Annotated in this window: 13 protein-coding genes; 8 read left to right on the top strand and 5 right to left on the bottom strand. The window is 43.6% G+C overall.

The annotated features are described in order from the left end of the window. Positions 1–4: 4 nt before the first annotated feature. The 5 genes from L3V27_RS06095 to L3V27_RS06075 are packed head-to-tail and all read right to left on the bottom strand — an operon-like array spanning position 5 to position 5,152. Complete coding sequence (locus tag L3V27_RS06095) at positions 5–1,750, bottom strand: VWA domain-containing protein (protein WP_237311302.1); 1,746 nt, start codon at positions 1,748–1,750, stop codon at positions 5–7. Next, on the bottom strand, positions 1,743–2,747 hold the full coding sequence (locus L3V27_RS06090; RefSeq protein WP_074190417.1) for a VWA domain-containing protein: 1,005 nt from the start codon (positions 2,745–2,747) through the stop codon (positions 1,743–1,745). The genes L3V27_RS06095 and L3V27_RS06090 overlap by 8 nt, the downstream gene beginning before the upstream one ends. Beyond that, positions 2,740–3,216 (bottom strand): DUF4381 domain-containing protein, encoded by a 477-nt coding sequence (locus L3V27_RS06085; RefSeq protein WP_006741916.1) that lies wholly within the window; start codon positions 3,214–3,216, stop codon positions 2,740–2,742. The genes L3V27_RS06090 and L3V27_RS06085 overlap by 8 nt, the downstream gene beginning before the upstream one ends. A 38-nt stretch (positions 3,217–3,254) precedes the next feature. After that, entirely contained in the window at positions 3,255–4,181 is a 927-nt protein-coding gene (locus L3V27_RS06080) for a DUF58 domain-containing protein (protein ID WP_053808320.1), read from the bottom strand. 14 nt (positions 4,182–4,195) lie between these two features. After that, a complete protein-coding gene (locus tag L3V27_RS06075; RefSeq protein WP_005392397.1) occupies positions 4,196–5,152 on the bottom strand; it encodes a MoxR family ATPase in 957 nt (318 codons plus the stop codon). Between the two features lie 310 nt (positions 5,153–5,462). Here L3V27_RS06075 and L3V27_RS06070 point away from each other — a divergent pair, with 310 nt between their 5' ends. The 8 genes from L3V27_RS06070 (at position 5,463) to L3V27_RS06035 (ending at position 14,368) form a co-directional block, all read left to right on the top strand. Then, the gene (locus L3V27_RS06070) at positions 5,463–7,379 is read left to right on the top strand and encodes a methyl-accepting chemotaxis protein (RefSeq protein ID WP_237311299.1); all 1,917 of its coding nucleotides are present in this window, start codon (positions 5,463–5,465) and stop codon (positions 7,377–7,379) included. 56 nt (positions 7,380–7,435) lie between these two features. Then, positions 7,436–7,636: a restriction endonuclease subunit S gene (locus L3V27_RS06065; RefSeq protein ID WP_005392406.1), complete on the top strand. Its 201-nt coding sequence runs from the start codon at positions 7,436–7,438 to the stop codon at positions 7,634–7,636. 248 nt (positions 7,637–7,884) lie between these two features. Next, a complete protein-coding gene (locus tag L3V27_RS06060; RefSeq protein ID WP_150917684.1) occupies positions 7,885–8,553 on the top strand; it encodes a LuxR C-terminal-related transcriptional regulator in 669 nt (222 codons plus the stop codon). A gap of 228 nt (positions 8,554–8,781) precedes the next feature. After that, positions 8,782–9,438 (top strand): LuxR C-terminal-related transcriptional regulator, encoded by a 657-nt coding sequence (locus tag L3V27_RS06055; protein ID WP_080619247.1) that lies wholly within the window; start codon positions 8,782–8,784, stop codon positions 9,436–9,438. A gap of 207 nt (positions 9,439–9,645) precedes the next feature. Next, a complete protein-coding gene (locus L3V27_RS06050) occupies positions 9,646–10,236 on the top strand; it encodes a calcium-binding protein (RefSeq protein WP_005392412.1) in 591 nt (196 codons plus the stop codon). Between the two features lie 153 nt (positions 10,237–10,389). Next, positions 10,390–12,108, top strand: coding sequence for a type I secretion system permease/ATPase (locus tag L3V27_RS06045; protein WP_237311298.1), 1,719 nt, complete (start codon positions 10,390–10,392; stop codon positions 12,106–12,108). After that, positions 12,083–13,423: an HlyD family type I secretion periplasmic adaptor subunit gene (locus L3V27_RS06040; protein WP_047008476.1), complete on the top strand. Its 1,341-nt coding sequence runs from the start codon at positions 12,083–12,085 to the stop codon at positions 13,421–13,423. Before L3V27_RS06045 ends, L3V27_RS06040 begins: the two co-directional genes overlap by 26 nt. Before the next feature lie 96 nt (positions 13,424–13,519). Further along, complete coding sequence (locus L3V27_RS06035; RefSeq protein ID WP_139059203.1) at positions 13,520–14,368, top strand: mechanosensitive ion channel family protein; 849 nt, start codon at positions 13,520–13,522, stop codon at positions 14,366–14,368. The last annotated feature ends 33 nt before the right edge of the window (positions 14,369–14,401 follow it).

Here is a 14,401-nt window from a genome sequence, read left to right as displayed (position 1 = left end):
GGGCTTACCACTCCTTTTGAGATTGTTGTGGAGGTTGTTTTTGTTGAGCTTGAAGTTGCATTTGTGCACGAATCAAAAAGCTTGGATCGCGAGCGCTTTCGACTGCTTCTAGACGACGGAATTCAGGATCATCCCGATGCGTGTTTTTTGGCTGCACTTGAGCATGCATTGGTTCACCTTGTTCCTGAGCCTGCTTTTCACCTCGTTTCGGTCGATGTTGCTCTGTTTTTTGCTTTTCTGTTTTATTTTCAGATTCTTGCTGATTTTGTGACTGTTGTCCTTGCTCTTCCTTCTCACCGTTTTGAGACTTTTGTTGCTGTTGCTGTTGCTGTTGCTGTTGCTGTTGCTGTTGCTGTTGCTGTTGCTGTTGCTGTTGCTGTTGCTGTTGCTGTTGCTGTTGCTGTTGCTGTTGCTGTTTCAGCTTCTGTTCCACAACCGACAAGTTTTTCTTTGCAGCTTCAAAGTTGGGCTTTTCTTCAAGCAGTTTTTTATAAAGCTCTGCCGCTTCTTCTAATTGACCATTTTGCGCCAGAGAGTTGGCAAGGTTATAGCGGCCGTTAGGAGAGGCGTCATGAGAAAATGCTTCGATAGCGGCTTCGTAGTCACCTTTTTGGTAACTGGCTGCCCCTTTCCAGCTTGGGTTTGTAAATAGATTTTGCGCCTGTTCATACTCACCTTGCTTGTAGAGTTCCGCTCCTCGTTGGTCGGCATTTAAGAACGGATTTGCTTCGGCGTGTTGTGTCCAAGTCATAGGTATTATTGTTGCCACAAACATCCAAATCAGGCCGCGTCGGAACAGTAAAGCTGCAGGCAGAAGTAACAGCGGCAGCAACCAAAAGCCACCGTTTAAGCGAGAGTCAGTGCTCACTTCTTCACTCTGCTTGGCCGAAAGTTGACTGCCAACGTTGTTCGTAAAGGCTGAAATGTTCTCAACATCGCGATTGGTGTGCTGAATAGGAACAAAAATTCCACCTGTTTTCTTTGCTAGTATTTGTAAATTCTTCAGATTTGTTTTCGCTACGACTGTTGTGCCTTGTGCAGTTTTTAAAAGAGAACCATCGAGTAGGGCGATGGGAGCACCATTAGCGGTTCCTACTGCAAGAACAGAGATCCGAATGTTTTTACCTTCGACTAAATTCAACGCGCGAGACAGTTCTGACTCATCAAGGTCATCAGCTAACACGATGATGTCGCCTTGTTGCACACCTGCTTGAGAGAACTGGTTGAGCGCTAATTCAATTGCGGAAGGCAGGTTTGCCCCTTGAAAAGGCATTAGCTCTGGTGACAAATTCTCGATAATGCCGGCAAGCGTACTGGAATCAGTCGTCAGTGGACTTAAGTTATAGGCATCGCCAGCGTAAGCAATAAGACCCGTAGCCCCTTCTTTCCATTTAGGAAGTAAGTCCAGCGCCTTATAACGTGTTTGCGCGAGTCGATTAGGCTTGATGTCCGTAGCGAACATCGAGCGAGACATATCAAGTACTAAAATGCGGTTTTGGTTTAATTCAAAGCTTGGGCGAGCGTTGGATTGCCAGCTTGGTCCCGCTAGCGCAATACAGGCAATGGCCCAAGCTACGCCCCAGAGAATAAAATAGTGTTTGGACTGCGTGTTTTGTCCGAGCACTTTAGCTAGGTGAGGGGCAATCAGTGTCGATTTTTTTGCTCTAAATTTGTGATTGAGCAAGAGCGCAATAGGGATTGCGATGAGCCCCAAAAGCCAAGAAGGGTTAAGGAAAATAAACTCAGCCATGTTTTCTCCTCAGTAGGAATAACAATACCGACAGTACGAATGCAGCGCTTAATGGGTATGGGAACCATTCTGACTGCGGACGCCAAGTTTGCGTGTCGCTTGACACGGGCTCGAGCTGGTTGATCGTGTCGTAGATCTTTTCGAGCTGATCAGTATCTCGTGCTCGAAAATATTGTCCACCAGTCATCTCTGCCACTTTAGTTAGTGTTTGCTCATCCAAGTCGGCTGCGGTGTTAACCTTGCGAGTCATGAAAAACTCTTTCACCATCATTTCACCAGCACCTACGCCTACGGTGTAAATGGTCGCTTTGTATTTTTTTGCGATTTCCGCTGCTTCGAGCGGTTCGAGCACACCGGCTGTGTTGCTGCCGTCACTAAGCAAAATCATGACTCGTTGCGGAGCATCACTGTCTACAAAAGTTTTCGTGCCTAGACCAATGCCATCACCAATGGCGGTTCGTTGACCAACCAAGCCGATGACGGTTTGATTAATCTGCTGCATGACGGTTTTACGGTCTGCAGTGAGTGGCGTTTGCAAATACGCGTGATCGCCAAACAAAACAACCCCGAGACGGTCACCTTTTCTTTTTGCCACGAAATCCGATAGAACTTTTTTGACAGCGGTGAGGCGGTCGATGTATTCGCCGTTGAGCTCCATGTCTTCTTGCTGCATCGAGCCAGATAGGTCGACGACTAACATCAAGTCCCGATATTTGGGTTGGAACTCAACTGGATCACCAAACCAAACTGGACGCGCACAAGCAATGATAAGAAGAACCCAGATCGCCATTGATAGTGATTTTTGCAGGGCTTGTCTAGGCTTGCTGCCATTCTCATTAGTTGGTAAGTACGCCAATTTGATCTCGGCTTGTTGAGATTCTTGTGGCAGGAGCTTGTATACCAGCCAGGGGACAGGCAGCAAAAATAGTGCCCACCACCAGACAAATTCAATGTTTAGCCATTGGGCAAGATCGGTTATGAGTGTTTGCTCAGTCACGGTTATTTGCCTTTTTCTTTGGTGGCAAAGCGTGAGTTATCCAAAAGACACAATCATCGACCAAGCTTTGATGATTTTCTTGAGAGGATTTCTGATACAGCGCTTCTTGCCACTGATATTGTTTGTCTACGAATCGAGTTTCTTTGGTATGGCTATCGAGAAATTCATACCAAGCGATTCCAGTTAATGGCGCGATTTCTTCACGCGGAAAGTAACTCAATGCCGCCTGACGCAATATTTCTAGAGCAGAGGAAGGGGTATGAGGTGTGACAGATTGAGTTAAAAGTTTTAAGGCTGCCTTTTGCGCGCGTAGGCGTTTTTTACGCCATTTCGTATAAAGATAAATGCTGAAAACGAAAAGTACGGTGGCCGCAAGCACTGCCCACCATCCCCAAGCGAGCGGAAACCAATCCGGAGCGTTTGGTAAAATCAGAGGTTCAAGGTCTAGGCTTTGGTTGTTTGTTGTCATTATTATTACTGCTTAATAAATGCTGCTTGTACAGTTTGTTAGCTTAATTGTGAAATCAAGGGCCAACCACTTGATAGCGTGTTAAATGGAATCGCCATCGAATGGCATTGCTGTTTAATGGTTTCTTGGTGTTGAGTAAAGTGTGTTTCGAGTTCCTTTCTTTGGCCCTTGGAGCCAAAGTTGAACCATTGACTACGTTGTCCATCCGAGGCTTTTACTTGACCTCTAAAGTTTGTTTCACCTCTTTCTAAAGGATCATAAAACTGAATAGCCCTCACACTGTTGTGCTGTTTTAGTCGACGTAACTGCGTCAACTCTGCTGCGCTTATGTGGGCAAAGTCGCTGAGCATAATCAGTTCGCTGCCCTTAGGTGTCAGTGTATGAAGTGTTTCTAACACCTGAGTATACGGCAGTGTACGAGCCTCGTTGTTGGCAGTACGAGCCACCTGCGCGTTATGTGTATCGACGATAGCATTAAGAATCCGCAGCCCCTGTTTTTGTAGAGAGGAAGGGCGAAACTCAAAACATTGATGTCCATCGTCAATCACCGCACCGATGCGATCCTTTTTAGCCAAAGTGAGCCAAATCAACACGCTGGCAAAGTGAGCCAATTGAACCGACTTAAGCATATACTTAGACCCAAAATGCAGGCTAGAACTCAGGTCAAGGTAAAGAATCACAGCTTGCTCTTTGTCTTCTGCAAATAACTTTGTGTGCGCTTTCCCTGTACGAGCAGTTACCCGCCAATCAATACTGCGGATATCATCGCCAGGTTGGTATTGGCGTACTTCCATAAAATCCATGCCTCGCCCTTTTTGGCGGCTGGTATGGTTACCGCTCATTTGCGACCAGATACTTTGTGCTGGTGGCAACCAACGTACAGATTGAGTGCGGTATTGCAGCAGCTCTTCAAGGGTTAATGTCACCCCATTCGCATGAGGTGGCAATGGATGCGTTGTGGACATATCACTCCCTCGTCTTATGCACTGCCAACGAGGTTTAGCAGCTTATCAATGACTTGGTTTGCTGTAATGCCTTCCGCTTGAGCGTGGTAACTCAGTAATAAACGGTGGCGCAAAACCGGATAAGCCATGGTTTGAACATCTTCTGGGGACACAAAATCACGACCTGCAAGCCAAGCGTGCGCACGGGCACAACGATCCAGAGCGATGGTGGCACGTGGACTAACGCCCATTGACAACCACTTATCCAGCTCAGTGTCATATTCGCTGGCTCGACGTGTTGCCATAACTAAACGGACGATGTACTGCTCTATCGTTTCGGCCATATGAATATCCAACACTTCTTTACGCGCAGTGAATATATCTTGTTGGCTTAACATTGGGCGCTCGACGGTAGTTTCGCCTTTTGCTTCACCGCGGTTAATACGCAAGATAGATAGCTCATGCTCCGCATCTGGGTATTCCACTTCTAAATGTAATAAAAAGCGATCTAGCTGTGCTTCAGGTAGTGGATAAGTCCCTTCTTGTTCAATCGGGTTTTGAGTCGCCATGACCAAAAACAACTCTGGCAACGGGTAGGTATGACGACCTGCTGTTACTTGTTTCTCTGCCATTGCTTCAAGCATCGCCGCTTGTACTTTGGCCGGTGCACGGTTTATCTCATCCGCAAGAATAAGAGAATTGAAGATAGGACCAGATTGGAAAGTGAACTCTCCGGTTTCAGGGCGGAAGATATCAGTGCCGGTTAAATCGGCTGGCAGCAAGTCAGGGGTAAACTGAATTCGGTGGAAGTCGCCTTCAACACAATCTGAGAGTGATTTTACTGCACGGGTTTTTGCCAGCCCAGGAGGGCCCTCAACCAAAATATGTCCATCTGCCAAAAGGGCAACAAGCAGTTGTTTGACTAGATCTTGCTGACCAATGATCTGCGACTCTAGGTATTGCTGAAGAGTTTCGAAGTTAGATTTATGCATGCTTTGGACTCTCGATATCCATTTGATTTTTGTGTTGAGTATTGGTCATTTTCCAGATGGAAAAAGTTCCAATGCGCTTTCGCAATTTATCTTTTCAATATTGGGACGCTGCAGAGAATTGCAAGTACTTGCTATCACTGAAAGTTCTTATCTGACAGAGCGTTACATTTATTTTTCATAATATAGTGAGAAATGCCTCTAGTTTTGTATATGTGAGCCGATAAAGTTTCTGTGATGTGCGTGTCATGAGATATGCACCAGATTCCCCTTATGGGGCCAATAACAAGTGATTCTTTTAAAAGGTCCGAATATGTTGAAACTTCATTCCTTGAGCATCAAACAGAAGGTTGTACTTGGTATTACGTTTGCTGTTTTAGCATCAACAATTATCGTTGGTGTTATGGCTCAGCGTCATGCAAGAGATGTGTTGAGCCACCGTCTTATTGATATCGAACTACCTGCGATGCTGCAGCAAATCAATACAGAAATTGACCGCGAAGTTGTAGAGATGCAACAAGCCGCAAAACAGCTCGCAACAAACGAGTTTATTGTCGAAGCTCTATCTAATACAGACCGCGATCCGTCGGTAGAAGTTCAGTTAGTTCAGCAGCTCAATAACGTTAAATCCCAGTACGGACTTAATGATGCGTCGGTAGCCAATCGTCAAACGGCATATTATTGGAATCAAAACGGGTTCTTGCGTCAGCTTAATCGAACTCAAGATGCTTGGTTCTTTGGCTTTACGTCTTCTGGTCAAGAAACGTCAGTGAGCGTTTTCCAAGAGGCAAACGGCGAAGTAAAAATGTTTGCCAACTACCAAGACTTAAATGGTACATCAATGTCAGGTCTTTCAAAGTCGATGGACGACATGGTTGCGCTGCTCAATGGGTTTAAAATTGAAGATACGGGTTATGTGTTCCTCACTAACGAACAGGGTGAGATTCAAATACATCGTCAACAAGGTAAAAACCAAACTTCTATCACCAAGCTATTTGGTAGTGATGCGAGTACACTGCTGAATAAAAACAGCTTCAATTTGATTAATGTGGACTTTGAAGGGCAGGACACGTTTGTTTCCAGTTTGTATGTTCCTTCAATGAATTGGTTTGTCATTGGTGTAGTTCCTGTCGATGAAGTCTTCGCGGACCTAAATGCTACTGCGCAAAAAATGCTGTTTACGACCATCATTGTCGCCGTTGTATTCATTCTGATGGGCGTATGGTTGGCAAATAGTATTACTAAACCAATTCGACTGATTGCCGATCGTTTTACCGACCTTGGGCAAGGTGAAGGCGACTTGGCGCAGCGCATTGAAATTCAGGGTAATGATGAAATTGCTCAGCTTTCAAAAGGCTTCAACGGATTTATTGAGAAGATCCACGCCACAATGAAAGAAGTTGCTTTAACCAGTGGCTCATTAAGTCAAGCCGCAGAAAGTGTTTCGACGAAAGCAACATCCACACATGACAACAGCCAAGAGCAACGTGATCAAACCATTCAAGTTGTTGCGGCGATTAACCAGATGGGTGCGACCATCAGCGAAATTGCATCGAACGCGGCTACTGCTGCCGATACGGCAAATCAGGCTTCTGATAATACTCAAACGGGTCGTGAAGTGGTTATGAAAGCCAAAGAGGTGATTAGCCGCCTAGCTGATGACGTAGAAACGACCAATATTGTCGTCACGCAGCTGGCATCGACAACTAAAGATATTGGCTCGATTCTGGGCGTAATTCGTGACATATCAGAACAAACCAACTTGCTTGCGTTGAACGCCGCGATTGAGGCTGCACGTGCTGGAGAGCAAGGTCGTGGTTTTGCGGTGGTTGCTGACGAGGTAAGAAACCTAGCGTCACGCACAGCTGACTCAACAGAAGAGATCCAACGGATGATCAACCAACTTCAAAGTGACGCACAAGACGCAGTAAGTGCGATGGAAGCGGGTAAAGCGGTCACTATTGAAGGGGTTGCTTCAACCGATGAAGCAGTGGAAGTGTTAGTCAATATTTCTGAGCGAATTACAGACATCTCTGATCGTAATACGCAAGTTGCGACGGCGACGGAAGAGCAATCCACTGTGGTGCATACCATTAACCAAAACATTGAAGAAATCAACGCGATCAATGAAATGACAACGGCAACGGCAGAAGAGCTGGCGGATGCAAGTCGTGATCTTCAAGCGCTCTCTTCACGTCTGGACAAGATGGTTGGTAGCTTCAAGCTATAGAGTTGGATAGAATAGCCGAAGTTTAAAAGTTCACTAACTAAATTTAGGTAAGTACTATGAATGACTTCGAAAAAGAACTAGAGCAGATTTCTCAGGAAGCCGCTCAGGAGCCAGAAGTAAAACTGCCGTCGCTAGAAGAGCAAAAAGCGATCGTCGCTGAGCTAAAAAAGCTGGAAGCAGAAGGTAAGTTGACGCCAGAAGTGTTAGAGCAACACTTTGGTAAATTTAACCAAAAAAACTCTGTTCCAGTTCACTAAGCTAGGGTGAGGTTTCGGCTCTAACGGGCGCGACAAAATCACCAACTCAAATACAAAAAAGGGAGTGTATGCTCCCTTTTTTAATGCCTGAAAAATGCTAATACCTCTTACATACTTGCCACTTAAAAATTATTGACACTTCAATGAGTTATTAATTAGTACTAGTTATTTTCATACTTGACAATACTACTGCTCTATCTAAATCTATTGCGTATTTCAATAAAAGCGACCAAGGGAATGCGATCAGGATGGAGCAACAAAAAACAAGAAATGTCATTTTAATCACGGAGGGCAGTCTGCAGTCATCTCTGCTGAAAGATGTATTGGAGACCAAACTCGGTATTAGTGTTGCTCTAATCACACCAGACTCTCTTATTCACGGAGCGTTAGATTCGCCTTTAGCGTCAGCCATTATTGTTGATTGCAGCGTGATCACTGATGAAATATTTCGGCGTTATTCGGAATTTAAAGAGTCGCAACAGAAAGATACGCTCGAAATCTTAATTAATTGTGATCAATCCATTTCGACTGAAGATCTTTTTGCTTGGCGTACTCTAGCAGGTATTTTTTATACCTCTGATGATATAAAAACGCTGCAAGTTGGGATTGGTAAGGTACTTCAGGGGGATATGTGGTTCAGCCGTAAGTTTTCTCAGCAATATATTACTCACCTTCGTCGCCACTGCAAACCGATAAATAAGAATGTTCCCGCTATTTTGACCAAACGAGAGCAACAAATAATTACCTTTCTCTCTATGGGGGCTTCCAATCAACAAATTGCTGAACAACTATTTGTGAGCGAGAATACGGTAAAGACTCATTTACACAATATTTTCAAGAAGATTGAAGTAAAAAATAGAGTCCAAGCACTTATTTGGGCGAAAGAAAATATTTCGGATAACTCGTTAACAGTGTAATCTCCTTGAAATACTACGTTATTTAATTTAGTGAATTCTTAATCATTACTGTGACCTAAATGTGTTAAAAGTGTTTCTTTTATGAGAAACACTTTTTTTGATTCTCTTTTTAATAACTTTGGAATTTAAAAAAGTAGCAAATAACTTTACTCTGTGGACTAGCACTTACATATCACACTAAGTGCGGACGATTAACGACTAATTTAAGAATGTTAAGTCACTGAAAGTATGAGAAACATTATGGAACAGTATATGGAAAAGCCTGAAGTCCTAATGCTCACTCAACAAAGTTTACAGAGTGAAAACTTTAAGGAAATGCTTTCTAAAAATATAGAAACTAAAATAACGATCATAGATACTAAAAACCCTAGTTATCACGAACTCATTCCGGAACGCTACTTTTTGCTTGTTGATTTTTCAGTTGAGATTCCATCCGAAACTTTAGTTTATTTAAAAGATAGTAATAAAGTGCTAGGAACCATAATGCTTAATTTAGGTTATGACTTAGACACAGAAGAACTCGCCTCATGGCCGCATGTAAAGGGTATATTCGGTCCGGGAGACTCCATGGACAAGGTGTGTCAGGGGTTAAAAGCAATAATAAAAGGAGATAATTGGCTGTCTCGAAGATTACTGGATCAGCTGGTTAATTATTATCGAGGAAAAGAAGCGAATAGCATTATTGAGCCCGCTATCGAGGTAGAGCTTACTCGGCGTGAAATTCAAGTTTTAAAAATGTTGAAAGAAGGAGGCTCAAATATGGAAATTGCTGATTCTTTATTTATCAGTGAGCATACTATTAAATCACATCTATACAATATTTTTAGAAAGTTAGAAGTAAAGAACCGTACGCAAGCAACAAGTTGGGCTAGGCGAAATCTGTAGTACTAGTATTAACTTACTGTAATAAAAAGAAAATACTCTATAAAGTACTAATTTTTATATTTATTATTAAAATGTCAGTCTGAAATATCATCCCATATTCAAACTTATTCCTATTCGGTTGACTATTAGACTTCTCATGTCTGTTACAAATCTACTCAGACATAGAATAAAAGGTCTATTCAATTATTAAGACAAGAGGGAATAAAAATGAGCACAAGTGACAATGACACGTATCTAGGCGATGCAGGTGTAAATAACCAATTTGCTGATTTCGATGGCGGCGATGACTTGTTTATTGGTTTTGGTGGTAATGATTCGTTTGTTGGCGGTGGCGGTAACGATTATGTGATCGGCGGCGACGGTGATGATCGCCTAACTGGTGGTGCTGGTGATGACATCCTAAGGGCTGGTACAGGAAACGATTACCTCGGCGGTGGTACAGGTAATGATTTGCTTTTGGGTTTGTTGGGTGACAACAAACTAAATGGCGGCGTCGGTGAAGATATTCTTGTAGCTGGTTCTGGTGATAATGTTCTAGTTGGCGGCAGCAATGGCGATAAGTTTGTGTTCACGGATAAGTTTGGTGGCCATGGCGAAGCAAAAGTTGTGGATTTCACCATTGGTGAAGATTCTTTGCACATTATTAGCGACTCGGTCACAGACTTCGGTGATTTAAGCTTTAGCTATGATGCTGTAGGTAATGCCGTGTTTACCGATGGTGCTGATCTAACCGTGAAACTCATTGGCGTTACCGAAACTGACATCAATACTTACGGTGCGGATTTATTTGCAATCTAAATGACTTAAATCACTCAGAATGGGATTTAGTTTGTGTGGCTCTGTCACGCTGAGGTGAACTAACTCGGTCATTCTAGAGTGTATTTGAGGCTGTCTTAAGTTAGGTGCTAGCTTTTGCTAGCGCCTACATTTTCAATTTAAACGGAAATAGTCGTGCAAAAAACGGTTTTCAAAGAAGTGAGACAAAAACTATGCACGCTTGCGGGCTTGCTAATCGCTTTTAGCCTTTTTATCAACTTACTAGTCCTCTCGATACCCTTGTACATGCTTCAAGTGTACAACCGAGTGATATCCTCCTATTCAACCGATACTCTACTTTTGCTCACTATTATCGTGATTGTCGCGTTACTAACCATGTCGATTATTGATATCGCTCGCGCGCAAATGAGTAAATCATTTGGTTATTGGATGGACACCAAACTGTCCACTTTTATGCTTAAGCGCAGCATTCAATACCAATCGCACACAGGGAAGAGTTACACCTCGCAAACGCTGCGAGACATTCAGAACATCAAAAGCTTTTTGAGCAGCCAAGCACCCTATCCACTATTGGATGCGCCTTGGACACCGCTGTTTATTTTGTTCGTATATTTATTGCACCCAGTATTGGGTCACATCGCGTTACTCGGGTCTATCGTATTGTTTAGTCTCGGGCTACTCAATGAGCTAATGACGCGTAAAACCATGCAAGAAAGTGAAGTTAGGGCGATCTCTCATATCAACAACGCCGAGCTAGCCACGCAAAATGCCAATTCAATTCTTGCGATGGGGATGATGAACGCGTTTTTAGAGAAATGGCAGTCGCGCGTGAATGAAGTCAATATGCTCGAAGAGCGAGTGGCAGGTAAGTCCATTTACATGGCTAACTTTTCTAAGTTTGTACGTGGTTCACTACAGATCTTTTTGTTGGGAGGCGGAGCATGGTTAGTGATCCAACATGAGATTACTGCGGGAGCGATGATCGCGAGTTCCATTTTAATGAGTCGGGCACTCTCGCCGATGGAGCAGGCGATTGGAACATGGCGAAGTGCTATGTCTGCTAAAGGCGCGTATAAACGACTAAAAGAAATCGACGCAATCGTACGCCAAGATGAATCGAATATGCCACTGCCAAAGCCAAAAGGACACTATGAACTTACTGGACTTGCTTATCGCCATCCTGGCACAACAGAGCCTGTACTCTCATCGATCAACTTATCTATTCCTCCCGGAGTCGCTGTCGGAGTTATTGGCCCTTCTGGTACTGGTAAATCGACGTTTGCTCGGTTGTTATTAGGTACGATCAAGCCACTAGCGGGTAAGGTTACGCTTGATGGTATGGAAGTGTCTACTTGGGCATCGGAAGACCGCGGCGCCCATTTTGGTTATCTCGCTCAAGAAGTAGAGTTGTTTGCTGGCACAATTCGGGAGAACATCGCGCGCTTCAAAGAGGAAGACCCCGCTAAAGTCATCAAGGCGGCGCAACTAGCAGGATGTCATGAATTAATACTCAAGAAAAACAAAGGCTATGATTTCGTTATTGGCGAAAATGGCCGTGGTTTATCTGGAGGAGAAAGGCAGAGAATCGCACTTGCAAGAGCCGTTTATGGCGATCCATCTATTGTGATTTTCGATGAAGCTAATGCCAACCTTGATGGTGAAGGAGAGGCTGCATATCAACGTTTGATTGCTCATTTAAAAGCGCAAGGCTCAACGATTATCGTCATTGCCCATAATCCGAGTACATTACGACAAATGGATAGATTGCTGTATTTGGCTGAAAGTCGAGTCAAATTATACGGTGCTAAAGATGAAGTATTAAAACGCTTGATGGGCGAAGAAAGAACAGATATTCCAAGGGTAAGAAATGAGCAATCAACTGCCAGCCGTTAATCAGCATCCGTCTGAAACCGTTTATCGTTTTAGTCCGCAAGCGAAACTAAGCTTTCGAAAGCCAATTTTACTTGGTGTGGTGACGCTAAGTGTTTTTCTTGGCGGTCTAGGCTACTGGGCTGCGACAGCGAAATTAGAGAGTGCTGCGATTGCTTATGGCGATTTGTCTGTTCTCACTAAGCGCCAAGAAATTCAACATCTAGAAGGCGGCATTATTGAAAAGCTGTACGTGCAGGAGGGGGACTTAGTTGAAAAAGGTCAATTATTAATTCAACTCTCTAAGCGACAAGCTATGGCGAAGTTGGATTCATTAAGTGGTCAGTTTATTCATACTCTAGCGAAGGAAAACCGTCTAAGTGCTGAGCTAGATGAATTGCCAACGATCGTATGGTCTGATGATCTTGAAAGTATTCCTCGCGTCGATATCGTCCAAGAAGCTCAACTGGTTCAAAACAAGATCTTTGAAGCGAGAAAGCGATTCTTTGATAGTAAGCTGAGCATCATTGAGCAGAGTATTTCTGGGGCAAATTTGGAGCTGGAAAACCTCCAACAAACCAAAGTAATTGAGAGAGAAAGACTCAATTTTATCGCCGAAGAAATAGACAGTAACCAAGCTCTAGTTCAAAAAGGCTTTTCGGGTAAATCCACCTTACTTCAACTCAAACGTCTTGCGGCGGAAGTGCGGAGTACCTTAAGTCAGTTAGACAGACAATCACTCACAGTAAGCAAAAGGTTGGATGAAAACCAAGCGCAAATTGAAGAGTTGAAGCTTGAAAGACTGAATGAGATTGTCGAGGAGCTACGAAACACCAAAAAGGAAATCGTCGCCATCCGTGAAGAGTATCGCTCAGCCCAAGATATTGTAGCGAGAACAACCATCAATGCACCTATTGCAGGCCGTGTGGTCAACATGCAGGTATTTACCGAAAAAGGTGTGATTGGTTCGGGTGAAACGCTATTAGAGTTGGTTCCTCAAGACGATAAGTTGTTAGTCGAGGCTCGCGTGAATCCTCAGGATATCGATTTAGTTAACCCGGGTCAGCAGGCGCATGTTCGTCTGACCGCTCTGAATGCTAGAACGTTGGCACCATTAGACGGCACGGTGTTAACGATTTCTGCGGATAAGCTTTCACAAGAAAACCAAGAGGATTTTTACCTCGCTAGAATTGCAATTTCGCAAGAAGATGTAGCCAAACACCGCTTAACTTCAGGAATGAACGCGGAAGTGCTTATTTTATCTGAACCGCGAACGCCTTTAAGTTATTTAATAAAGCCAATCACTGAAAGCATGAATCGCGCCTTTAGAGAGGAGTAATCTCAAAAGTACTTGAGTGAACACGGACAACTGACAAAATAATTTGTTATGGTTACCCGTTACTAGGCCGTATTTTAATTCTAAGGGAGCCGTGGAATGGAGAAAGTGCAGTTAGTCGTCGATTTTCTTCTCACTCATAAACTGATTTTTACCGCACTGATCTTTGTGATTATGTGGTTAATTCGTCGTACCATTTTATCGATGATTCGTGGTGACCATGCCTTTCTTTCTGAAGATCAGCGCAGCTGGATGTCCAGAACTAAGAACGGCACCTTTGCCGTTACATTACTGATTTTATTTATTTTATGGCAATCAGAAATAAACGAGTTTGCTCTAAGTGTCACGGCGATAGCGGTTGCCATTGTTGTGGCATCCAAAGAGATAATTTTGTGTTTTACAGGCTCGATTCAAAGAGCAAGCTCACGTTCTTTTCGTGTCGGTGACTGGATTGAGGTCGGTAAACTGTGCGGAGAAGTGATCGAGCACAATATGATGGCGACGGTGATTCAAGAGATCGACCTGCACCATGGGCAATATCACTACACCGGAAAAACCGCGACCTTACCCAATAGTATGTTTTTTACTTACCCAGTAAAGAACCTCAATTTTATGAAGCGCTACGTCTACCACAATTTTTCTATCGTGGTGAAAGACTTCGTTAATTTGTATCCTCTGTTACCAATCTTGACCGACAAGATTGAAGAGCATTGTAGCTACTTCAGTGATGTTGCGCATCGCTACAATGCGATGATTGAAAAACACGCTGGGGTCGATCTTCCCGGTGCAGAGCCACATATGCATATTTCTAGTAATATCAATGGTGAGCAGATTTTGCATGTTATGATTTTCTGCCCGACCGATAAAGCTAACCACTTGGAGCATTTGATTCGTAAAGACTTTATGGAACTTTATGAGCAGCGCTTTCCTGTGGTGATTGAAAAATAGAGAAGTGTCGTACGCTAGTTAAAACAAACCCCG

Source organism: Vibrio sp. J2-3(2022), from assembly GCF_021725735.1.
GTDB classification, from domain to species: domain Bacteria; phylum Pseudomonadota; class Gammaproteobacteria; order Enterobacterales; family Vibrionaceae; genus Vibrio; species Vibrio diabolicus.
The sequence above is the reverse complement of the archived record's forward strand: the minus strand, read 5'-3'. Positions and strand labels throughout refer to the sequence as shown.